This window comes from Paenibacillus marchantiophytorum (assembly GCF_014640555.1).
GTDB lineage: Bacteria > Bacillota > Bacilli > Paenibacillales > NBRC-103111 > Paenibacillus_E > Paenibacillus_E marchantiophytorum.
This window is the reverse complement of record NZ_BMHE01000077.1, coordinates 1-22,624: the sequence shown is the minus strand read 5'-3', so window position 1 is coordinate 22,624 and position 22,624 is coordinate 1. Positions and strand designations below refer to the sequence as shown.

The window sequence follows — 22,624 nt, the reverse complement described above, 5'->3', positions numbered from 1 at the left end:
AACATGTCTGTAACTCGACCTTAGGGGTTTTTTTGTGTTTTGTCCAGAAAAATACATCATTTAATTACATATTTAGGAATATATTCTAACGAAATATTCATGTTAGGTTTTTTGCAAAGCTTCTGCTGTTTGCGGGGAAATTCAGCGCTTTTCATGGAAATAAGACCCTGTAGTTCCGCTACTGTCCTCGTATCCCATCTATTTGCCGAAATAGCGTACTATAGTTCCCCTCATAGGTTTTGCGAAGATTAAATAGGGAGCTTACCCGAGATTGGCCCAGCTTTTTATACACGGTTAAGTAAACCCAAACGGCGTTCAGCAGCAACAGGGCGCTAGTACTCTCTTGATCAAGACAAGGGAGGTTATGGGCCAGACCTGATACGGAGAACGTCACGCCGGCGATCAAGGCAAGATAATTGGAATTTGTGAAAGAAGGAGACTGCAAAAATGAGTCGGAAGGCAAAATAAAAAGCACCTCTTAGGTGCTTCAAGCCGAGCTGATCGTTCAGCACTTGGCGCGTCAAATCCATAGGCGATATGATTTTTTTCACACCCGCTTTTTGTACACCCTCATTGCAAAGAAATAGGCTACGATCAGAATCCCGACGCACCACGCAAGAGCGACCCATATCTCATTGCCCACCGGCTGACCTGACAGCAGCGCACGGATGGCTTCCACGATCGAGGTCACCGGCTGGTTTTCGGCAAAGGCTCTCACGACCGACGGCATCGACTCGGTCGGCACAAACGCCGAGCTGATGAACGGCAGGAAGATAATCGGGTAGGAAAAGGCGCTCGCGCCATCCACCGATTTGGCGGACAGTCCGGCAATCGCCGCGACCCATGTTAAGGCCAACGTAAACAGCGCCAGTATGCCGGCTACTGCAAGCCATGACAGGATCCCCGCCGACGAACGAAAGCCCATAATCAACGCTATGAGAATGATGACGACAACCGATATGGCGTTGGATACCAGCGAGGTTAGCACATGCCCCCACAGTAAGGTGGAACGTGAAATCGGCATGGAGTGAAACCGCTCGAATATGCCCCGCTGCACATCGGTAAACAGGCGGAATGCCGTGTAGGAGATACCGCTCGCAATAGCAATCAGTAGTATACCGGGCAACAGGTAATTCACATAGTTACTGGTTCCGGTTTGAATGGCACCGCCGAACACATAAACGAACAGCAGCATCATCGCGATCGGCATGATGGTGACCGTGATGATGGTGTCCATACTGCGGGAAATATGGCGCATGGAACGCCCAAGCATAACGCCCAGATCGCTGAAGAAATGTTTCTTTACCGTCTCCATTTACTTTGCCTCCTTTTTGCCGATGATTGCGAGGAAAATCTCCTCTAATGTCGGCTGCTTTTCAACATACTCCACCTTGGCGGAGGGGAACCGCTTTTTGAGATCCGAGAGTGTGCCGCTGGCGATAATCCTACCCTCGTGCAGAATGGCAATTCGGTCGGCAAGCTGCTCAGCCTCCTCCAAATACTGCGTGGTTAGGAGTACGGTCGTGCCGCCACCAGCCAGCTCCTTAACAATCTTCCAAACCTCGAGGCGTGCCTCGGGGTCAAGCCCAGTGGTCGGCTCGTCGAGGAAAATGATCTGCGGTTTTCCTACAAGGCTCAAGGCGATGTCGAGCCTGCGGCGCATACCGCCCGAATAAGTAGACGCCCTGCGGTCGGCGGCGTCTGTCAGACCGAAGCGATTAAGCAAGTCGTCCGCAACCTGGCGCGGGTTCTTGAGATATCGCAGCTTCGCAATCATGATCAGATTTTCCCGTCCGGTCAAAATTTCGTCCACCGCGGCAAACTGCCCAGTCAGACTGATCACCTGCCGCACATTCTCGGGTTTGGATGCAACATCGAATCCGTTGACGGTGGCGGTTCCGCTGTCTTGTTTGAGCAGGGTGGTGAGGATTTTGACAACCGTGGTCTTGCCAGCTCCATTAGAGCCAAGTAAGGCGAAAATACTACCTTTTTCAACCTCGAAATCTACACCTTTTAGGACTTGAAGCTGTTTGTAGGACTTGTGCAACCCTGTTACTTGAATAGAGTTTTGCATAACTTCCCCTCCTTATCGAATAGTAACCTTGGACAAGTCGGCCCCCATGCCTTTAAGCGAAGCATAGGTCAGCTTATCCATGACTGCGCCGTCAAAGCAAATGGTTTTGAAAGCACGGTAATACTTATTGGTCAATGAGAAGAAAGCCTGAAAAGACACATTCTTGAGTATAGCGCCCCTAAATGAAACTTCGTTTACTGCCGATTTGTCAAACTTAACGCCGATAAAGGTTTGCCCGTCAAAATGCAGCCCGCTCAGGTCGGAATATTCGAAGTTCACACCGTCAAAGATACAACCTTCAAAGATTGTTTTTCTAAGGTCAATCTTGCTTAACGTGACGTCGGTCAGTTTCACACCTGTGAATTTGGCTCCCTCCATCCCCGAAACGCTGAAATTGGTGCGTGCAAGGATTGACTTATTGAAGCTTACATTCGTAAGGTCAGTTGCCGTTAGGGTACAGTCCGTCAGATTTGCGCCGTCAAAATTGGCTTCACGTAAATCACTGGTCTTAAACGAACTTCCGGTCAAGTCTGCACCTGCAAAGTCTGCACCGCGTAGCGCGCTAGCATTAAATTGACCTTTATGGGCCTTAACGCCTGCAAAATCGCTCATGGCCAGGTTGCTTGCGCTAAAGTTTGTCACGACTTGCCGTTCCAGCGAGCGGGAGAGGTTGGCGACCTCCAGGATCGTTTGCTCGATGTCGCCGATACTTTCAATAGTCATCTTAAACGCTGTTTCATCGTCCTTGCCCTCAGCTCTGAGTTCACTGTAGCGCTCCTGCAAATCGGAGAGTAGGTCGGCCTTTAATTCAGTGACGCTTTTAACCCCATCGTATGGCGTGAAAACACGGTTCAAATAGTTCGTCAATTTCTGATTCATCCTATCCATCTCCTTATAATAAATTTTCTAGTACTCGCTTCGAATACTCCCAATTGTTTTTGTTGCGGGCGTAAGCAACTTTGCCCTTATCGGTAATCCTAAAATATTTGCGTCGTCCGCCCTGAGATTCGTCACCCCAATACCACTCGATATCGCCGTCTGCCTCAAGCCGCCGGACGCTGGAGTACATCGTGGCTTCCTTTAATTCATACTCGCCGCCCGAGCGCTCGGCAATCAGTTTGACAATTTCGTACCCGTAGCGGTCAGCTTCGGATAAGAGTCTTAAAATCATCGTATCGGTATGTCCGCGCAGCAGGTCGGATGTAATTTTGTTCTCGCTCATATAATCACCTCCGCTTTTTCATAATACGATACACTACTGTGTCTGTCAAGGTACTATTGCGGATAAAATACTTTGGCTGAAAAAAACCGATGCCCACCCCGACTTATACATCGGTGCAGGCATCGGTATGAATGTAGTTATTTAATGCAGTGTTAGCCTAATGCTATTTGCGAAGTTTTTTCTATCTGTTTAGCAGCAGCAGGTTCCCGATGCTTTTTGAGAACGGACAAGAGAATGAGCACAATGCCAACAGCACCAATGGAGCTTAGAGTCCATATAGGTCCGCTGATATTCAATCCTTGGCCGAAATAGAACAGATCGCGCAGACCTTCTATAGAAAATCGAAGTGGTATCCACGAGTAGAGCCAATCATGGCTGAAGGCCGGAAGCAGCTGCGGTGGCAGAGAAAGAACTGGAGCACCGAAGAAAAAGACAAGTACAAATAGCGGTACCCCAGCCATCCCAAGCCAGCTTACGATTGCTGTTTGCAGCAGGAAGAAGACGAACCCGGCGAAGAATAGGAACATAAAGACTTGCCCTGTATGGGGAATGGATAAGCCGAGCCACTGCCCTGTAACCAGCAATATACTGCCCGCTGCTGCCGCGGTGACGACAATCCCGCCTACGAGCTGAGCTGCGCGGATGCCTAGACGATGCAGACGTGATCCTGATTGAACAGCTTTCTGCGAAGCCGTGTAAAGAAGCAGAGTCGTTACCATGGCTCCGAACCATGCAAGCTGAGTCAGAACCATGGGTGCGTTGCCATTCGAACTATTTGCCCCTACCGTATTGATTGTTTTCGTCGTGACCGAAATCGGTGAAGCGAATGCTTTGGACTGTTCAATCGTAAGTGTAGCACCGCTGCGCCCAGCCAATTGATTGAGCAGTTGTTCTCTGACTTGCGCGTTTATTCCGCTAAGCATCTGGCTGATGACTTGGTTTGCCATGGTTGCTCCGTTATAGTTCATGCCTTGATTAACATAGACAGTAATCATAGATGGGGAGGGTTGAGGAGATAATAGGCTAGTAAGTTTGGAACTAAAATCAGCCGGAATTACAATTGTCGCATAGGCCTGCTCACGATTCATGGCATCCATGGCTTCTTGCTCACTTCCCAGAATCGTCCATTGCAGCGGAGACACCGTATTACTTTGAGCTGGAGTCGCTGTTAATTTCTCCTGGATCGTTTTGCCAAAATTCATCTCCTGACCCGTAGGGAGTTTTGCACCGCTATCAGCCTGCACAAGAAGTACGGGTAAATTTTTCGGTACAGGATTAACGGTTGAACCAAGTTGCGCTAAACCTAATAGAAGAACCACAAGAAATACAGCAATAATAGCAAGATACGGATGTTTTTGTTTAAAAAAATGATTCATACTTAACCTCCTAATTTGTATTTAATTCATTCAACGTTGGATGAATCAAATAGTGAAAAAATAATCACTATCTCCATAACGAGACAGTGAAAGCGATCATATGTCGTAAATAACTATCGATATCGGCGTTGATAATATTCAATGAAGTCACTTCCCCAATCACAACCATGATACCAATAGAAAGCACTTGTTTGGCCGCAGCGTTGAAGTCCATGTCCCGAATTTCGCCATTGAGAGCTCTCTGTTTGAGCGCATCAGTTAAGGCTTGGTGCCTTTTTAAAATCATTTCGCTTAAGAAATTTTTGTCGTCCGATAGGATCGAATCGGAATCTCGCATCATAATTAGCATAAAGTCTTTATCACCTAACATCGTTTTTACCATACTGCTAACCAAGAGATAAAGGGCTTCCTCCAGCGGTTGACCAGGGTGAATGCCTGCAATCAGATCATCCATTATTTTTAACCGAACTACTTGAGCTTCCTGAAAAATGGTTTCGAGAAGTTCCTGTTTGCCACCGGGAAAATAATGATACAAAAGGCCATCCGTAATACCTATTTGCTTATTAATAGCTCGAATAGAAGTACCATGATAACCGTGCAGAGCAAACAACTCCTTGGCGCCTTGCAAAATCTGAACTTTCCGTTCAGCAGCTTGAAGGTCACGGCTCGTTCTGGGTACTTTTTTCATGACCAATATCCATCCTTTCTTGCGTGTATTTCATTGAACGATTGTTTAATGAGATTGTAGTCCATTTTATTAATGAAGTCAATCGTAAGGATTAGGATAACGAAGCATCTATAAAATGATGCGGAAATTAGGCTGCCTTCAAGAGGTTATATGTTTTGGAGTGAACGCGGAGTTATTCCAACTGCATCGCGCGAAGATAAGGGAACTACAGGACGCTATTCTAGCAAAAAGTGTCCTTTTTGCAGGGGGGTGGGAACTATAGGACGCTATTCTGCTGTTACATGGGAAATTTAGCGCTTTTCGTGGAAATAAGACCCTGTAGTTCCGCTATGACCCTCGCATCCCCGCTTTTTGCCAAAATAGCGCCCTCTAGTTCCCTTAACAGGTTTTGTCGAAAAGTCGACCCCCTTTTAAAATATAAACTTTGACCCTCAGCTCGTTGCTGAGGGTCTCTTTTTTAACTATTAAACGAAAGGGCAGATTAGTTCATAACTTACACGGTTTTAAACTTCTGAATGATTCTCTCCATTTTTTCAGCTTCTTTACTAAGTGAATCTGACAATAAAGATACTTCTTTTACCAAATTAGTCTGTATGATTGTTTTATCATTCACTATTTTCACTGCATTTAGCGATTCTTGAGACACCTGTGCCATCTCAGATACGGACGCCGAAATTTCTTCGGAGCCAGCAGCCATTTGTTCTGAAACGGCTGACAACTCCTGAATTTGAACCGTAATACCTTTTGCGGAATGTAAGATTTTTTGAAAGGAGTTTCTTGCGTATAGTACTTTTTGATTTCCAAGCACCACTTCTTCAGATACACTATGCATTGCTTTTACAGTTTCCGTAGAATCGCTTCTAATTTCTTTCAATAAATTTGATATCTCCGATGCCGAAGAAGCTGATCCTTCAGCTAACTTTCTAATTTCCGATGCGACAACAGAAAATCCCTTCCCATGTTCGCCTGCCCGCGCAGCTTCAATAGACGCATTTAAGGAAAGCAAGTTGGTTTGATTGGCTATCTCCATAATAGCTCCAACGATTTTCTCAATATGTGATGACCGTTCACTAAGCTTGGTGACAATGTTTAGGGAAGATTTAAGGGAATCATCAATCGACTGCATTTGCTGCTGTGCTTGTTCCATATGTTCAAAACCTTCAACAGCTTCACTTTCAGTGTCTCCAGCAGATTCAGATAGCTCATTAGCAGATTCTGCAATTCGCTGTACACCTTTGGCCATTTCTTCTATTGCCCGCGCTCCGTCTAATGTATTTTGTACGGTAGTTGTTGCTCCTTGCTGAATTCCTTCTATACTTCTGGCAATTTCCACTGTTGCCGTTGAGGTTTCTTTGGTATTGAAAGTTAATTTTTCTGCGGATTGAAACACATGCTTTGAAGCTTGGGATATATCTAGAACCATAGCCAACAAACTATCCAGCATTGCGTTTAATGAGGAAGCGATTTCTCCGATTTCATCCTTGGAAGTTACGGATAGTCTTGTCGTGAGATCTCCACCCTGACTTGCTAATTCTGCTAGTTTTTCATTTACCGTTTTTAAAGGTTTCAGCCTAACAATGATGAAAAAAAGCATAGCGAAGAATGTTAAGAAAGTGATGCTTAACAAAGCAACTGCAAGGTTCAACATGCTGCTTGCCTGTTGTCTTGCTTGAATTACTTCTTTTTCGGCCCTTGCATTCATTTTTGTCTGAAAGTCATCAATCGGATCCCTAATGATCTTCTTAGTATCATCATAATTTTTGTCAAACATCAGTTTTCTAGCTCTATCGAAGTCTTTACTCGCAACTGCTTTCATGGCTTCATCTTCTGTTTTTATTAATGCATCGGAGTTTTGCTTTGCTTTTTCTATGAGATCCAATTCTGCCTGTGGAGCATTTAATTCCTTTAATTTCATGACAACATGATCTCTTGTCTTTGTCTCATTAACTTCTTTCCAATAATTATTAAAATACTCTTTTTCCCCGAATTGCACGTATCTTCTGGCTTCATTCGTTAAATAATCTGATGCATTGGCCAGATCTATCCCCAGTTGTTTAAATTCTGATTGTCTTTGCAGTGACAGCCGTTCTTGTTTAACGTCTTTTTGCAGCAAGTATACGCTAATGCCATTTAAGACAGACAGCAATAGAAATATAACACACATGAGCTTTAGGATCATTGAAATTCTCATCATTGATATTCTCATTGTCACAACCTCTTTTCACTGTTATTCGTTCATAATTCGACATGAATCGACATGTATTCCTTTTATTTTCGCTCTTTTGATAATAAGAAAATGTTAAGATCCACAAAACGGAATTCTACCGTGGCAGCAAATTGGATTTTTTGGAACAACGACAAAAAGACGGCTCTGTTCACATCGCTAGATAACCTTCTTTTCGTTAATACTTAAATGGAACAGCATAGACAAGAAGATCAGGGGGTGCGAAAATAAAAGCGACTTAAACGAGCTGCTAGCAGATAACGGAGGTTTGGCCATGGACATCAACCATGTTTCGGAGTGGGCAGCGTCCCACTTTCAATTATATATCTTGGAGAGCATCCATTCACTGTACAGCACGATGAACAAACCGATGTATCAGATTAAAGAGAACGTACCGGTGCTGATTGCAGCAGCCGGCGGCAAAGCGGTCCTTACTGTTCAGGGTCATTCATACGAACTTACGGAAGGGAGTGTCATTCTGCTCCCGGCGTTTGGTGAGGCTGAGTTGATTGCCAATCGCCAGAGCCCTTTTCATGCTTACAAAATTGCCATTAATACTCAGAACCAGAATCGATCTATGCCGGAAGAGGCGATGATTCGAAAAAACGGCATTACCTCCAATATCCATGTTCATTACTTCTCGCATGAATCTGAGATTGTAGCCTACGCGGAGCAACTGTACAGGCATCGTATGCCTGACCGCGAAATCCGTCATGTACAGAATCAACTGCTGTTTCATCAAATGCTTCTTCATTTGCTGGAGAAGATGGACGTCAAGTCTGCCACGGATGAACAACCTTCCATGGAACGCAGCATGACGTATTTGGAAAACAACTTTAATGAAAAGATCACGCGTGAACACTTGGCCGATATTGCCGGTGTAAGCCGGTCGCATTACTCCATTCTGTTCAAGCAGCTTACTGGCTTTTCGCCCAATGAGTATATGTCGCGGCTGCGCGTTCATCGTGCCAAGGAGCTGCTGCTTGGTGAGCCGGGCACGCTCAGGGAGATTGCTCAGAAGGTGGGGTACAGAGATGAATTTTATCTCAGCCGTCGTTTCAAGCAGCAGACAGGAGAGTCGCCTTCCGGCTACGATGGGAAGTCCGTCCAACGCGTGGCGGTTTTGCTTGCCCCCTATGCCATACATCTGATGCTGCTTGGATTGGAGCCTACTGTCATCATTTCGGAGACGAGCGAATATATCAGCACGGCAGGCCTGCATCTCCCACAGACGATTGTGTTTGTTAACGCGGGCTACACGATTGAACAGATCAATTCGGCGCTGCTTGATAATGGGATCGAGCTGATTTTTGCAGCAAACCTGCATATGAAGCACTTGGGACTTAGCCCCGAGCGACTGCGGGTTTCAGCGCCTGTCCTGGATATTGCGTGGATGGAGATGGGTTGGAAAGAACATCTTCGTCTACTCGCCAAATACATACAGAGAAGCGACCGCGCAGAACAATGGTTGGCTGATTTTGAACAAGAGGAAGAAGCGGGACGAATACGGGTTCAGCAAAGTGAGGTCGCTGATGACATCCTCATGATTCTGGTTATCAAACCGGAGGGACTCTATGTCTATGGAGCGCGAAATGCAGGTTATGTCATGTACCGATCGCTGGGATTGCGGCCGCCAGCAAGGATTGCGCAGGAAATAGACAAGCAAGGGGATCAATTCCATTCTATTGCCATCAGAGTATCAGATTTAGCGGATTTTGAAGCAACAAGGCTGATGGTCATTGTGTTTCCGGATGAAGTCGGCTCCACGGCACATTCCGAAGCGGTATTCACTTCATCTCCGTGGAAGAATCACCCTGCGGTACAGCAAAAGGGTGTCCATCATCTTGTGAAGGATGAATGGATTCCGTATAATCCGATTTCAATTCGGTTGCAGCTTGGACGGGCGGTAGCTTTGTGGACAGGCAATCAATAGTGCAAGCTTTTTTCCAAACAAAAAGGCATGGTTTGTTGCGAGAGGGATTCATATAATTATGTGTGTAAATGAGAATGATTTTCATACTCAAATATTAGAAACCTCGCAATGGAAAAGGGAGAGAGTTATTGATGAAAAAACTGTTAATTCCGTTCGTTTTAATTTTAGTTTTGCTGATTAGTGCTTGTGGGGGGAAGGAAGCTAACAAGTCCGATACGGCAAGTAGTTCGTCGCCTAAACCGGCTTCGACGCAAACGGGGGAAAAGGATACCGGCACGTTTACCTACCAATCGGAAAGCGGACCTGTACAGGTTCCGACCCATCCGAAACGTGTCATCGTGCTAACGCGGTTTCTGACAGGGAATTTAATGGCGCTTGACGTGCCTCTGGTGGGTGCGGATGAGATGTCCAAGGATAATCCGAATTTTGCCGAAAAGCTGGCTGGTGTAGAAGCGGTTACGGACGAAAGTCTCGAGAAGATTATTGAGCTGAAACCTGATCTTATCGTAGGACTATCCGACATCAAAAATATCGACAAGTTCAAGAAAATCGCCCCGACGGTGACGTATACGTACGGCAAGGTTGACTTTTTGACCCAACAGCTTGAAATCGGGAAATTAGTGAATAAAGAGAAAGAGGCTCAGTCCTGGGTCGATGATTTTAATACACGCTCCAAAAAGATCGGTGAAGAAATCAAAGCCAAAATCGGTGAAAATGCTACGGTCTCAGTTATCGAAACGTTCAATAAACAGCTGTATGTGTACGGCGAAAACTTTGGCCGCGGAACCGAAATCCTCTATCAGCAGTTTGGACTGAAGATGCCGGATAAAGTGAAGGCAGCAACGAAAACAGATGGTTTTTTTGCCTTATCGACCGAAGTGCTGAAGGATTTCATGGGCGACTATGTCATATTCAGTAAAAATGCCGATGAAGATAACTCGTTCCAGAATACGCAAACCTACAAGAATGTTCCTGCTGTCCAGAATCAGCACGTGTTCGAAGCTAATGCGAAGGCATTCTACTTTAACGATCCAGTAAGTATGGAGTACCAACTTAAATTTTTCATCAAGAACTTTCTTGGCCGTTAAACGCTGATTCCAATGACAAATAGACGACATCTTGTACGGTTCTTCTTAAAGCTTATAGGAAGTGCTCTGGTGCTTGTCCTTTGCTTTGTTATAGCGATGCTGTTCGGGGCAGAAAAAACAACGTTTCGAGATGTATGGCTTGCCCTGACTTCGTCTGCTACGAATGATACGATTCTCATATTGCGTGAAATTCGGCTGCCGCGGGAGCTTGGAGCCATTCTAATCGGCTCTGCGCTTGCGGTGTCCGGTGCCATTATGCAGGGCGTCACCCGCAACCCGTTGGCCGATCCCGGCTTGTTGGGGCTGACTTCCGGAGCGAATATGGCGCTCGCTTTGGCTTTCATCTTCGTTCCGTCATTGAACTATTTTGGCATTATGATGGCGTGTTTTCTGGGAGCTGCTCTGGGAGCGGTACTGGTGATTATTCTCGGCTCCGTGCGTCAGGGCGGCTTGTCGCCAATTCGAATTGTGCTGGCGGGAGCGGCTGTATCCGCATTTCTGTATGCTATTTCGGACGGCGTCAGCCTTTTTTTCAAAATTTCCAAGGATGTATCCATGTGGACAGCGGGCGGCTTGATTGGAACTACCTGGGGACAGCTGCAAGCCATCGGGCCGGTCATTCTGGTTGGTATTATATGGGTGCTCTTTCTGTCCAGCCAAGTGAGCATACTTAGCTTAAGCGATGAGGTGGCGACGGGACTGGGGCAAAAGCTGGTGCAAGTCAAGGCTGTCCTCTTCGCCCTTGTTATCGTGCTTACTGGGGCTTCGGTAGCGCTGGTCGGCAATATGGCCTTTGTCGGGCTCATGATTCCGCATATCGTTCGCCGAATTGTAGGCACCAATTACCGGTATATCCTTCCGTTCTCCGTCATTGCGGGAGCTTCGTTCATGCTGCTTGCCGATACGCTGGGGCGGACCATTCATGCGCCTTATGAGACACCGATGGTAGCCATCGTCGCGATGCTTGGGTTGCCCTTTTTCTTGTTCGTCGTGCGTAGAGGAGGCAAACAACTCTAATGATGATGACAGCTCTCATTCGCAAACAACGCCTTATTCTGCTTGTCAGTCTGGCGCTGATCGCAGCCACTTCTATCATTAGCATGAGTATTGGCTATTCCCCGCTATCGTTTAATCGGTTGATTCCCGTGCTGTTCGGCCAAGGCACCTTTAAAGAAGATTTTGTGCTATTTTCTATCCGGCTGCCGCGCATTATTATTACACTGCTGTCAGGCATGGCACTCGCTCTATCCGGATCTATCCTGCAAAGCGTGACCCGCAATGATCTGGCTGATCCAGGGATTATTGGTATCAATTCCGGAGCGGGTGTGGCTATCGCCGTCTTTTTCCTATATGTTCCGATTCAGGTTGGCTCTTATGTCTATGTTCTGCCGGCAGTCGCTTTCCTCGGGGCGCTGCTAACGTCCGCGTTGATTTATCTGTTCTCGTATAGTCGGACGCGCGGGCTTAATCCTACCCTGCTGGTACTGGTCGGTGTTGGTTTCTCTATGGCGTTGTCGGGCATTATGATTGTCATCATTTCGTCGGCGGAACGATCCAAGGTCGATTTCATCGCCAAATGGCTGGCAGGCACGATATGGGGAACGGATTGGCCGTTCATCTGGGCGCTGCTTCCCTGGCTGGTGCTGCTTATTCCGTTCACGTTGTTCAAAGCCCACAGACTTAATCTTCTTGCTCTGAATGAAGAGTCTGCCATCGGCGTTGGCCTGAAGCTTGAGCGGGAACGTCTGGTATTGATTCTAACGGCAGTCGCCGCTGCTGCTTCGGCGGTTTCTGTCACGGGCGGTATTGCCTTCGTTGGGCTGATAGCTCCGCACATTGCCAAGGCGCTTGTCGGTCCGCGCAATCAACTTTATATCCCTGTCGCGGTGCTCTTAGGCGGTTGGCTGCTGCTGACAGCAGATACGATTGGCCGCAACCTGGTCGACCCGGACGGTATTGCGGCGGGCATCATGGTGTCGCTGATCGGTGTGCCGTATTTCGTCTACTTGCTGCTCAAGAAGTAGAGCTCTATCCTTTTCCATGCCGTGCAATATCATCGAAACAAAGAGGCTGCCCATAAGTCATTAAATTGACTTATGGGACAGCCTCATTTATTTTAGGGGAATGAATGAAACAGGGGTTGAGGGAATGAATGGTCAATTTATAGTATAATCGTTAGGATGGACAACAGGAAAAGAGGGAACGAATGCCTACTATATTGGTTGCTGACGACGATGCGAACATTCGCGAACTTGTCTGTTTATTCCTCGGCAACGACGGATTCGAAACCGTTGAGGCTAGGGACGGCAAGGAAGCACTGAGCGTCTATGCGTCGACGCAGGTCGATCTTGTCGTGCTCGATATTATGATGCCGATTATGGATGGTTGGACGTTATGTAAGGAACTCCGAAGAGGCAATCCTGATCTTCCGTTGCTTATATTGACTGCAAGAGGCGAAACATGGGAGAAAGTGAAAGGTTTCCAACTGGGAACGGATGATTATATGACGAAACCATTCGATCCGTTGGAGTTGACGGTTCGTGTTAAGGCGCTACTGAAGCGATATCGAATTGGCTACACGCAGACGATCCGATTCGGCAACGTCATTCTTGATCGGCAGGCCTATAAGGTAATGAGAGGAACGGAGTCGTTCACACTGCCGCTCAAGGAATTCGACTTACTGTATAAGCTGGCTGGCACACCAGGACAAATCTATACGCGCGAGCAATTGATCGATCAAATCTGGGGGATCGATTACGCGGGAGATGATCGAACGATCGACGTTCATATCAAACGCTTGCGTGAAAGATTCGCAACTACATCTGATTTTCGTATCGAAACGGTGCGTGGTCTTGGTTACCGGCTTGAGGTGAACGAATGATCAAATCCTTGTATATACGCGTAGTTCTGACATTTCTAGTCTCCGTGATCGGGGGCACTGTCATTGCTTATTGGGTGTCAACTTGGGTATATAAAGATAAATTGAACGACAACTTGCAGAGCACTTTGCTTCATTTTGGTCAGGACGTCGCCCGAATGTACGAGACATTTCCATTGCGTGAAGCGGACGCGTTCGTAAGTGGAATGAAGCAGCTCAATTCCTATTATATTCGCATTTACGAAGTAACGGGTCAGTTCCAGTCTTACGGAGCGCTTAACGGACACACTCCTTCCACTGTGACTATGGAACAAGTTAATGAAGTACTAGATGGAGAAGTTGTTCAAGTCAATACGAATAGTGTTGCTTCTCTCATCTTAGGATTGCCGTTGAAAACGGAAGTGGGGATGAAAGCAATGTTTGTGGAGCCGCTCACGGCCCCTTCCATCTCTTTTCTCATCAAATTCTTGACCTATTCGTTGACAGCTGGAAGCCTTTTGATTCTGGTTGCAGCCATGTTCCTTGTAAGACCGATCCAAAAGCTCACAAAAGCGACAAGGCGTATAGCGGCAGGAGATTTCAGCGTCAAGCTGAATATTAAGCAAAAGGGGGAGCTAGGTACCTTGGCTCGCAGCTTCGAAGAGATGATGCACGATCTGCAGCAGCTTGAGCAGATGCGCAGGGAATTCGTAACGAACGTGTCGCATGAAGTGCAGTCCCCGCTCACCTCGATATCCGGTTATGCGATCGCGCTCAAGCAAGTAGACATCGCTGAGAACGAGCGAAGACGTTATCTCGATATTATCATCGATGAAGCGGCACGAATGTCCAAGATGAGCGACAGCTTGCTGAAACTGAGTTTGCTGGAATCGCAGTCACAGCAGATGCGGCTGGTCAAGTTCGGTCTTGATGAACAGATAAGACGAGTAGTCGTAGCGATCCAGCCACAATGGACTGCGCGCGACATCCGTTTTGACCTCAACTTGAGGGCAGTTATGCTATGGGCTGACTATGACTTGATCAATCAGGTGTGGACCAATATACTCGGCAATAGCATCAAGTTTTCCAAGGACGGCGGCCTGATTAAAGTCAGCATCAAACAAGATATCCAAAGTGTGACAGTCCGAATATCCGACAGGGGCATTGGTATTTCCCTAGAGGATCAGAAGCGTATATTCGAACGGTTTTTTAAGTCTGATCGTTCCCACAGTCGTAAGTATGAAGGTAGCGGCATGGGACTGGCCATCGTTAAGCAGATCGTATTGCTTCATCAAGGCGACATCCGAGTGGAAAGCGAACCCGGCCAAGGAACGACCGTCATTGTGACCTTGCCAATTATAGCGCCAACCCAGGAATAATAGCTTTTTTTCCTTGTTCATATTGCGTTCATATTGTCGTCATGGGGAGGACATCTTCTTCCTGTAAGCTTTCCTTAGAGGCCTGTTAAGAGAGCTGATAAACCGATGTGGACAGGAGAAGATGAGGGTGAACCTAAGCGAGGAGGCAATGAAAATGAGGATGGGCACGAGAATGAAAAAAACATTTAGTATAGTACTTAAAACAGTAGGAGTTATAGCTATTGCAATAGGACTTTTTCTAGCGATAGTAGGTATAGTTAATGTGATTTGCAACAAATCGGAGCAAGGGAAAATAGCATCTTATGGCCAATTAGTACCTGTAGATGGGAAAAATATGAATGTTTTCATTCAAGGAAAAGGTGAAGAAACAGTCGTTCTTCTACCTGGTTTTGGAACAGCAGCACCAGCACTTGATTTCAAGCCGCTAGTAGATGAGCTGTCTCCATTTTACAAAGTAGTCGTGATCGAGCCTTTTGGATATGGATTAAGTGATGAAACCGACAAGGAACGAAACACAGCGAATATGGTAAGTGAAATTCATGAAGCTTTACAAAGTCTTAAAATTGACCGGTTTATTCTAATGGGTCACTCCATTGCAGGCATTTACGGACTAGATTATGTGAACAAATATAAAAATGAAGTGAGTGCCTTTGTCGGGATTGATAGCAGTGTTCCAACGCAAGGCGGTATGGATGTTGAATTTCCATTAGAAACGTTTAAACTGCTCAAAAAATCAGGTCTATTAAGAATGATCGTGAAACTAAATGGTGACCCTTATGCTTCACTACCCTTTGATGATACAACAAAAGAACAAATGAGAATGATTGCGAATAAAAATATGAATAATGCCACTACGTTGAATGAAATGAAACATATTTCTTCTAATTTCAAAGAGGCCCAAAATTTAACAATGCCCAAAAATCTTCCCGTTATGTTCTTTTTACAAGCGAATAATACAGGTGTGAAAAACTGGATACCGCTGCATGAAGAGCAAGTGAAAGATTCTGTACACGCAAAAGTGATGACATTTGAAGCAGGACATTATGTACACCATACCAAATCCAAAGAGATCGCTGAAAATTTCAGGAAATACATGCAAGAAATTAAATAAAGTAGGGAACGCGTTCAAGTGCATTGCACTCTTGAACGCGTTTTTCTATATCTTCGTCAATATACTACGCATTGTGGTTTTTTTTGAAATATAAGAGTTTATATGTTTTGGAGTGAGCGCGGAGTTACTCCAGCCGCCCTGTGCAAACAGAGGGAGGGAACTACAGTCCGCTATTCTAGCCAAAAGTATCCATATCGCAGGGGTGAGGGAACTACAGTCCGCTATTTTGCGGTTTCAAGGCAAATTCAGCGTTTTTCGCGGAAATAAGACCCTGTAGTTCCGCTAATACCACAGCATCCCTGCTATTTGCCTATATAGCGTCCTATAGTTCCCTTAACAGGTTTTATCGCAACTAAGAGGCTGATCTCTCAGGGCGGCGAAGCCAATAACGAATTTTTGGTCTAATGAAAACGCAGATTTCGTTGCTATTCACGGCAGTTGCTATGATGGCAGGTGGTTGGTTGGGCGGGACCGATGCGGCTGCGCCCGGTTTTCCCCAGGATGGGACATGGACGGTCCGCTGTGAGGGTATAAATAAAATGCTTTAAATGTGGAAAAAAGGTAAAGCGCCGTACCGACTGAACGAGTCGATACAGCGCTATTTATTATTCCTTAACCGCACCTGCGGTCATGCCGGATACCATGTATTTTTGGAAAAATAAGAATAGCAGCATAATGGGAATGGTGGAAGCGACGCAAACCGTCATAATGTTGGCCCAATCGTAGGCGACTTCGCCCATATAACGAATGGAAATACCAGGATTGAGTGTCCGCAGCGCATCCTTGGTAATGAGTGTGAGCGAATACAGCAAATCGTCCCAAGACATGATGAACGAATAGATGCCGACTGCAAAGATGCCAGGCTTGGATAAAGGCATCACGATTCGAAACAAGATACCCGTACGGCTTACGCCGTCCATTTTGGCAGCTTCCTCCAACGAGATGGGAATATTGTCGAAGAATACCTTCATCATCATAATGGAGAAAGGGAGAGCTGATGTCGTGAGGGCAATAACGAGCCCTAGATGTGTGTTTAAAAGTCCATATGATTTGTACATCGCATACAGCGCGATGAGCAAGGATACGACGGGCAGCATCTGCGTTGACATAATCGTGAGCATAGCGAAGCCCTTGTAGGGAAACCGGAAGCGGGAGAAGGCATAGCCTGCCATGATGGCGAGCAGTAAGGTTAATAAAGTTGTCGACAGGCTGACGATCAGGCTGTTCCTGTAGTAGATGAGAAATGCGGATTCACTTAACAATTTAATGTAATGTCCAAAGACAGGTTTGGTCAAGATCCATTTTGGCGGCAGCACGAAAAGCTCTGAATTGTTTTTTAATGAGGTGATGGCCATCCAATAAAGGGGAAATAGAAGGAAGGCGAGATAAATAGTTAGCAGAGATGGGGTTGCGACCAGGCGCAGCATACGTTCTTTCCAGCTTTTGTCCATGTCAGTGCCCCCTCGCCTGAGTTTCTTCGCCAATCGAAAATAACTTGTTATAGCCCCATGATATGCCTAGTAACAGTAGAAGCCATAAGACCCCGATTGCTGCTCCTTCGCCCAAGTTTAATTTGATAAACGCAGTTTTGTAGCTAAGAATCGCTAAAGTTGTGGTTGCGTTCAGCGGACCTCCACCAGTCATAATCCAGAATAAGGGGAACATTTTGAAATTCTCGATCATGGCGATTAGCGTGACTGTTCGAATCGTATTCTTCAACTGAGGCAGCGTAATGTACCAAAATGTTTGTTGCCGGTTGGCTCCATCGATTCTAGACGCTTCATATATTTCTGCAGAAATTCCTTGCATACCAGCAAGCAGCATTGTGCTCATGAAGGGCAGCTGCCGCCAGAGGGCAGCGACCATCACAGCCGGCAAAGCAAGATGGAGACTGCTTAACCATTCATATGGTTTGTCAATAATCCCCCAAGATACAAGGATATAATTCAATATGCCGTATTGAGGCTGGAACAACCACATCCATAATAGGGCTACGACAATCGTCGGAATCGTCCATGGAATCAGGATGACGGTACGCAGCAATTTACGCATTCGAACGACATGATTGAGAATGGATGCAAGCAGGATCCCTAGCACGAATTGTAGAATTACGATGCCTATGACATAAATAAGCGTAGTTCGCAGTGCTTGAATAAAGTCTTGTTCAGTCCACAAATGTAAGTAGTTAGCGAAATTATTCCACCGATAGTCGTTCATATGCAGCAGTGTGACATCAAAGAAGCTTATATAAATCGATTTAAGAATAGGAATGCCGAGCGTCAGAAACAGCAGGGCCATAGGCGGCGCTAGCAAAAAGAAAAGAAACCATCTGTCTTTGGCGCGACTTGAAAACCAGGTTTTTCTGTCAGGTTTAGTAAGTATCACACGCCTATCTGCAGCGCTTTTCAAAGTCATTCACTTCTTTCTATGTAAGGATCATTTCAGCGATTGCTTAAGCCTGGCATCTAGATCTGCCGCTATTTTTTCCGGCGTTTCTTTGGCAATGGTTACTTTGAGAATGGCATCCGCCATGTCCAGATACGATTGCTCTAGACCTCGATTGTTTTTTGGCAATCCATTGACGGCATTCATTTGTTCGTTCAGCACTTTATCGAAAGGACTGCTGTTGAAATCAGGCAGCGAACTGATTGATTTTCTGGCGGAAACGACATCGCTCTTCTGGTGATACAGCAGCATCATGTCTTTATCCGTCAAGAATTTGATGAAATTAGCAGCTTCTTTCTTTTGTTTGGAATCTTTGGTGATAACAAGTCCGTGGGCTTCCCCAATGGAGACGCTTCTGCCCGATTTGCCAGATGGTATCAAAGCGGCTTCCCAGGTGCTGTCGAACGCTTCGCCTTTGCCGCTTAACGACCGGAATACCGCTTTACCATAATATCCGTCCGTATACATGCCGAGACGGCCAATCGAGAATAGGTTGCGCAGGTCTTTAAGTTTAGCCGATTGCGGCATCAGGTTCTCGCTTGCCAATGTCTGATAGTACTTGAAGGCAGAGACGGTTTCCGGTGTATTTACGTTCACCTTGCCGTTAGGCTCAAAGATGGAGCCGCCGAAGCTGTAAAGTGTCTTCAAGAAAATCATACCGTTGATGGGCAGCTTATCCGTCGGTTCGCCAATCCCATAGATGCTTTCTCCGCTGTCGGTTTTTAATTTGGAAATTTTGCGGGCGATATCCAGCATTTCATCTATAGTTTTCGGCGGCTTTGGTTCCAGACCCGCTTTCTTGAACAGCTCCTTATTCCAATACAGCACATAAGGCGAAGCTGCCCAAGGTATGCCCATCAGCTTGCCATTATACGTGTAATCTTCCTTGTAGGAAGGAAGCAGGTCATTTACATAATCTTTGCCGAGCCATTCGTCAAGAGGTTCCACGATGTCGGAGGCGGCATAGGTTGGAAATGAAGCCGTGAAAGTTTGAATGATATCGGGGGCATCACCGCTTGAGGCCATAACAAAGGTTTGATCTTTGATATTGGCGAACGGGATGCCGATAAATTCGATTTTTATATTTTTGTGCAAGTTCATGTAAGTGTCAGCCATTTGCTGGAGCGCATCTTTGGTCGCTGCTTCATTAATGCTCCAGCTTGCGAACTTTAATGTAACGGGTGAACTGGAAGTGCTGGATGCGCTTGGCGTAGAGGCTGGATCCTTGGCTGCTGGTGATTCACTTGTAGTATTTCCCTGTGACGAGCAAGCGGCTAATAATGAAGCTGTTAAGCAGCTCGTTAATACAATGTTGAAATGTTTTTTCATATTCAATCCCCCCGGCATGTAATTGACTTGCATCTTTATCATATCGTTCCCGTTTCCTAGTGGTAAATGAGAAGTATCGGTAGATTCATCTCGAAAAATGATAGCTGGGCATCATACATTTATGACGTGTGTCCAGATTTTCTGACTTTACCTATTAAAAACGTGATGCGGTATGGCATAATGAAGGCACATTTATATTAGGAAGGTAATCGCTATGAGAGCACTGACCCAGCTATGGGCACAACGAAAGAAACCGAATCGGTTGCTGCTTGTATATTTCTTCTCTTATATACTCGTTATTTTGCTGCCTGTAATTGGAATTGCTTTCTTTTCATACCGGCTTGCCTTATTCACAGCCGTAGATGAAATCAGCAATTCTCATATCAATTCATTGCGGCACATGGTGGCAACCTTTGACGATACACTAAAAAGAGTGAACTCTCTAACCGTGACCATTGGGTTGGATGGGAGATTGAACAGTTATTCCGCCGACCATGATAATCGCTACTTGCTTAATGAGTTTCAAGATGTGCTTAAGCAAGCGGTAGCAACGGACCGGAAAATTCAATCCCTCCAGCTTTTTTTTGAATCCGGCCAAGTGATGATTTCTTCCGATATGCTCATACATGCTTACCAGGGGACTAAAGCGGAACGTTGGGTGGAGGCCATTCGGGCTACGGATGAAGATCATCTGTGGCTTCCACCTAGGCTCATACGCAATTATGACGGACGTGAAGAGAGCATTGTCACGTATATTAGCAAAGTACCTGTCAGCTACCACGATAAAGTCGGCTATTTAGCCATTCATCTCTACGAAGAGCGATTGCAGGAACAGCTAACACAAATGCAAAATATTGCCCACATGAACACATATATTGTCACACGGGAAGGTCAATTTATTACGTCATATAAGCAGGCAGATATCGACAGTATGGTTACTCAAATGAATATGAAGCAAGTGGCTGAACAGTCTGGAGAGGGCTTTTATACAGATAAAACGAATCGGCCCCACATCTTGGTAGCGTATTCAAAACCGCTATGGAATGGCTGGAGGCTTGTCTCCCAAACACCATTGACGAACATATATGAGAAATTGTCCTATATTGGCTATCTGACATTTGGTCTTTGTATCTTGCTGAGCATCATAGGTATCGCAATTTCCTATTGGCTTTCACGTAAAATGTACGATCCAATCAAACAGTTGATGGAACGAACCAAAGTTTACATGGATGAGCTTTCCATTAATAATCTCTTACATTCTAACAATGAACTGAGTCTGGTCTCCGATGTCTTGCGAACTGCCGTAGGGGAAAAGAAGCAGTTGGATCAGCATTTGCGCAAGCAAGCTCCTGCCATGCTCGAACGCTTCGGGCTCTCGCTGCTGCATCAACGTCTGACCGACTACACAGACATTCAAGAGCAGATTGACCTTCATCGTTTGGAGATGTCCATGCGAGGTTATGTTGTGATGGTCGTGGAGATGGATTATGCCGCCGAATTAGCGCAGCGTTTTTCAAGTAAAGATCTGAATTTGTATCAATATGCGATTGTGAACATTATATCAGAATTGATGGAGTCGCAAACTCATTATCGGTTTGTCATGACGAATGTAGCGGAGCACCAGCAGGCTGTCATTATCAATGTATTCGATATGATGGAAGCAGACGAGCTGCGAGAGCTTGCACAGGTGATGCAGTCCGTCATTAGTGATGTGTTGAAAATTTCCGTTACAATCGGTATTGGAAGTGTCTACCCAGACATCATCCAATCGCACAAGTCTTATCAGGAAGCGCTCCAGGTACTTAAGATGAAGCTGCTTCATGGCGCTAACTCCGTGCTTCTATTCGAAATGCTGGATAAAGAGCAGGCATACTATTCTTTGCTGCAGACCGAGAAGCAGCTGATCAATAATTTGAAGGCGGGAAACACGGCAGAAATATTGGCGATTTTGGAAAAGATGAAACTGGAGATTACCCAAAAGCAGCTTCAGTCGGAATCGGTTTATATGGCTTATAATCGTGTATTGGAAGCCAGTGTTGAAGCGTTGCTTGAGCATAATGGTCACCCGCATCAATTATTCGGGCCAGATATCGTGCTCTACCGGGAGCTCGCCAAACGGGAAACCATTGACCATATTCACCAGTGGATGTCGAGTATCGTCGAGAAAATAGCCTTGTACATACAAGATCAGGATAATAAGAACAATAAAACGGTGGAAAAAGTCGTTGCTTATATTCATGAGCACCATCAAACCGATTTATCTATCGAAATGATTGCAACAGGTGTCGGTTTTAACTCTTCCTATTTAAGCCGTATGTTTAAACAGCATACGGGTCGCACCATTCTGGAGTATTTAACGCTGATCCGCATGGAAGCAAGCAAAAAGCTTCTAATGGATACAAATATAAATTTGTATGATATCTCCACGGCGGTCGGTTACAACAATGTAAATAGTTATATCCGTTTTTTCAAAAAGTTAGAGGGGATTACTCCGGGGGAATATAGGAAAAAGAATCGACTCTAGCAATTACATGGGATTGCGGTACTAAAGCAGCCGTAGATGCAAAAACAAAGGAGCTAAGCGCGCACAAGCCGCTTAGCTTCTTTTCATTCTGTCCCGATCACTATGAATAGTTACTTTTGGGACACCTTCGTTCCTATGAGAAGAGCGGAGGAAAGGGAACTACAGGCCGCTATTCCAGCCAAAAGTGCCATTATCGCGAGCCGAAGGGAACTACAGTTCGCTATTTTGCTGTTTAGTGAGAAATTCAGGCGCTTTTCGTGGAAATAAGACCCTGTAGGAGACCGTCGATTAACATTCTGCATCCAGCCCTCCCACTTCCCAATTAGCAAATTTTGTGGAAATTCTTAAAATTTACGTATGCGAGTCCTCATTTT

Annotated in this window: 18 protein-coding genes; 8 read left to right on the top strand and 10 right to left on the bottom strand. The window is 45.7% G+C overall.

All coding sequences use genetic code 11. The annotated features are described in order from the left end of the window. Positions 1–547: 547 nt before the first annotated feature. From IEY34_RS34330 to IEY34_RS34300, 7 genes are all read right to left on the bottom strand, one after another. Positions 548–1,315, bottom strand: a complete 768-nt coding sequence (locus IEY34_RS34330; RefSeq protein WP_189020525.1) for an ABC transporter permease — start codon at positions 1,313–1,315, stop codon at positions 548–550. Beyond that, positions 1,316–2,074, bottom strand: coding sequence for an ABC transporter ATP-binding protein (locus IEY34_RS34325; protein WP_189020523.1), 759 nt, complete (start codon positions 2,072–2,074; stop codon positions 1,316–1,318). A gap of 12 nt (positions 2,075–2,086) precedes the next feature. Continuing rightward, positions 2,087–2,953 carry a pentapeptide repeat-containing protein gene (locus IEY34_RS34320; protein WP_189020521.1) on the bottom strand — a complete coding sequence of 289 codons (867 nt, stop codon included), beginning with the start codon at positions 2,951–2,953 and terminating at the stop codon, positions 2,087–2,089. A 13-nt stretch (positions 2,954–2,966) separates the two neighbouring features. Beyond that, the gene (locus tag IEY34_RS34315) at positions 2,967–3,296 is read right to left on the bottom strand and encodes a PadR family transcriptional regulator (RefSeq protein WP_189020519.1); all 330 of its coding nucleotides are present in this window, start codon (positions 3,294–3,296) and stop codon (positions 2,967–2,969) included. A gap of 152 nt (positions 3,297–3,448) precedes the next feature. Beyond that, positions 3,449–4,672 (bottom strand): YhgE/Pip domain-containing protein, encoded by a 1,224-nt coding sequence (locus IEY34_RS34310; RefSeq protein ID WP_189020517.1) that lies wholly within the window; start codon positions 4,670–4,672, stop codon positions 3,449–3,451. A gap of 67 nt (positions 4,673–4,739) precedes the next feature. Next, positions 4,740–5,360, bottom strand: a complete 621-nt coding sequence (locus IEY34_RS34305; RefSeq protein ID WP_189020515.1) for a TetR/AcrR family transcriptional regulator — start codon at positions 5,358–5,360, stop codon at positions 4,740–4,742. A gap of 493 nt (positions 5,361–5,853) precedes the next feature. Then, a complete protein-coding gene (locus IEY34_RS34300; RefSeq protein ID WP_189020513.1) occupies positions 5,854–7,566 on the bottom strand; it encodes a methyl-accepting chemotaxis protein in 1,713 nt (570 codons plus the stop codon). Positions 7,567–7,858: 292 nt separating this feature from the next. On the opposite strand from IEY34_RS34300, the gene IEY34_RS34295 reads away from it, so the two are divergent. From IEY34_RS34295 to IEY34_RS34265, 7 genes are all read left to right on the top strand, one after another. Continuing rightward, positions 7,859–9,517 (top strand): helix-turn-helix domain-containing protein, encoded by a 1,659-nt coding sequence (locus tag IEY34_RS34295; RefSeq protein ID WP_189020511.1) that lies wholly within the window; start codon positions 7,859–7,861, stop codon positions 9,515–9,517. 131 nt (positions 9,518–9,648) lie between these two features. After that, positions 9,649–10,605: an iron-hydroxamate ABC transporter substrate-binding protein gene (locus IEY34_RS34290; protein ID WP_189020510.1), complete on the top strand. Its 957-nt coding sequence runs from the start codon at positions 9,649–9,651 to the stop codon at positions 10,603–10,605. Positions 10,606–10,617: 12 nt separating this feature from the next. After that, positions 10,618–11,622 (top strand): FecCD family ABC transporter permease, encoded by a 1,005-nt coding sequence (locus IEY34_RS34285; protein WP_189020508.1) that lies wholly within the window; start codon positions 10,618–10,620, stop codon positions 11,620–11,622. After that, positions 11,622–12,629, top strand: a complete 1,008-nt coding sequence (locus IEY34_RS34280; protein WP_189020506.1) for a FecCD family ABC transporter permease — start codon at positions 11,622–11,624, stop codon at positions 12,627–12,629. The genes IEY34_RS34285 and IEY34_RS34280 overlap by 1 nt, the downstream gene beginning before the upstream one ends. A 182-nt stretch (positions 12,630–12,811) precedes the next feature. After that, positions 12,812–13,486 carry a response regulator transcription factor gene (locus IEY34_RS34275; protein WP_189020504.1) on the top strand — a complete coding sequence of 225 codons (675 nt, stop codon included), beginning with the start codon at positions 12,812–12,814 and terminating at the stop codon, positions 13,484–13,486. Beyond that, positions 13,483–14,841, top strand: a complete 1,359-nt coding sequence (locus tag IEY34_RS34270; RefSeq protein WP_189020502.1) for a sensor histidine kinase — start codon at positions 13,483–13,485, stop codon at positions 14,839–14,841. The genes IEY34_RS34275 and IEY34_RS34270 overlap by 4 nt, the downstream gene beginning before the upstream one ends. Before the next feature lie 121 nt (positions 14,842–14,962). Further along, the gene (locus IEY34_RS34265; protein WP_189020501.1) at positions 14,963–15,952 is read left to right on the top strand and encodes an alpha/beta hydrolase; all 990 of its coding nucleotides are present in this window, start codon (positions 14,963–14,965) and stop codon (positions 15,950–15,952) included. Between the two features lie 605 nt (positions 15,953–16,557). Here the strand turns inward: IEY34_RS34265 and IEY34_RS34260 are convergent. From IEY34_RS34260 to IEY34_RS34250, 3 genes are read right to left on the bottom strand one after another with little or no spacing between them, the layout of a single operon-like run. Beyond that, complete coding sequence (locus IEY34_RS34260) at positions 16,558–17,403, bottom strand: carbohydrate ABC transporter permease (protein WP_229757994.1); 846 nt, start codon at positions 17,401–17,403, stop codon at positions 16,558–16,560. Position 17,404: 1 nt separating this feature from the next. Beyond that, positions 17,405–18,367, bottom strand: a complete 963-nt coding sequence (locus IEY34_RS34255) for a carbohydrate ABC transporter permease (protein WP_189020499.1) — start codon at positions 18,365–18,367, stop codon at positions 17,405–17,407. 21 nt (positions 18,368–18,388) lie between these two features. Continuing rightward, a complete protein-coding gene (locus tag IEY34_RS34250) occupies positions 18,389–19,726 on the bottom strand; it encodes an ABC transporter substrate-binding protein (protein ID WP_189020497.1) in 1,338 nt (445 codons plus the stop codon). 214 nt (positions 19,727–19,940) lie between these two features. Between IEY34_RS34250 and IEY34_RS34245 the strand changes: the two genes are divergently transcribed. Beyond that, positions 19,941–22,250, top strand: coding sequence for a helix-turn-helix domain-containing protein (locus IEY34_RS34245; RefSeq protein ID WP_189020496.1), 2,310 nt, complete (start codon positions 19,941–19,943; stop codon positions 22,248–22,250). The last annotated feature ends 374 nt before the right edge of the window (positions 22,251–22,624 follow it).

Coding starts and splice junctions, on each gene's coding strand:
- IEY34_RS34295 (WP_189020511.1), top strand. CDS start 7,859: ATGGACATCAACCATGTTTCGGAGTGGGCAGCGTCCCACTTTCAATTA.
- IEY34_RS34260 (WP_229757994.1), bottom strand. CDS start 17,403: ATGGACAAAAGCTGGAAAGAACGTATGCTGCGCCTGGTCGCAACCCCA.
- IEY34_RS34250 (WP_189020497.1), bottom strand. CDS start 19,726: ATGAAAAAACATTTCAACATTGTATTAACGAGCTGCTTAACAGCTTCA.
- IEY34_RS34315 (WP_189020519.1), bottom strand. CDS start 3,296: ATGAGCGAGAACAAAATTACATCCGACCTGCTGCGCGGACATACCGAT.
- IEY34_RS34290 (WP_189020510.1), top strand. CDS start 9,649: ATGAAAAAACTGTTAATTCCGTTCGTTTTAATTTTAGTTTTGCTGATT.
- IEY34_RS34270 (WP_189020502.1), top strand. CDS start 13,483: ATGATCAAATCCTTGTATATACGCGTAGTTCTGACATTTCTAGTCTCC.
- IEY34_RS34325 (WP_189020523.1), bottom strand. CDS start 2,074: ATGCAAAACTCTATTCAAGTAACAGGGTTGCACAAGTCCTACAAACAG.
- IEY34_RS34255 (WP_189020499.1), bottom strand. CDS start 18,367: ATGACTTTGAAAAGCGCTGCAGATAGGCGTGTGATACTTACTAAACCT.
- IEY34_RS34320 (WP_189020521.1), bottom strand. CDS start 2,953: ATGAATCAGAAATTGACGAACTATTTGAACCGTGTTTTCACGCCATAC.
- IEY34_RS34275 (WP_189020504.1), top strand. CDS start 12,812: ATGCCTACTATATTGGTTGCTGACGACGATGCGAACATTCGCGAACTT.
- IEY34_RS34310 (WP_189020517.1), bottom strand. CDS start 4,672: ATGAATCATTTTTTTAAACAAAAACATCCGTATCTTGCTATTATTGCT.
- IEY34_RS34280 (WP_189020506.1), top strand. CDS start 11,622: ATGATGATGACAGCTCTCATTCGCAAACAACGCCTTATTCTGCTTGTC.
- IEY34_RS34330 (WP_189020525.1), bottom strand. CDS start 1,315: ATGGAGACGGTAAAGAAACATTTCTTCAGCGATCTGGGCGTTATGCTT.
- IEY34_RS34285 (WP_189020508.1), top strand. CDS start 10,618: ATGACAAATAGACGACATCTTGTACGGTTCTTCTTAAAGCTTATAGGA.
- IEY34_RS34305 (WP_189020515.1), bottom strand. CDS start 5,360: ATGAAAAAAGTACCCAGAACGAGCCGTGACCTTCAAGCTGCTGAACGG.
- IEY34_RS34245 (WP_189020496.1), top strand. CDS start 19,941: ATGAGAGCACTGACCCAGCTATGGGCACAACGAAAGAAACCGAATCGG.
- IEY34_RS34265 (WP_189020501.1), top strand. CDS start 14,963: ATGAGGGTGAACCTAAGCGAGGAGGCAATGAAAATGAGGATGGGCACG.
- IEY34_RS34300 (WP_189020513.1), bottom strand. CDS start 7,566: ATGAGAATATCAATGATGAGAATTTCAATGATCCTAAAGCTCATGTGT.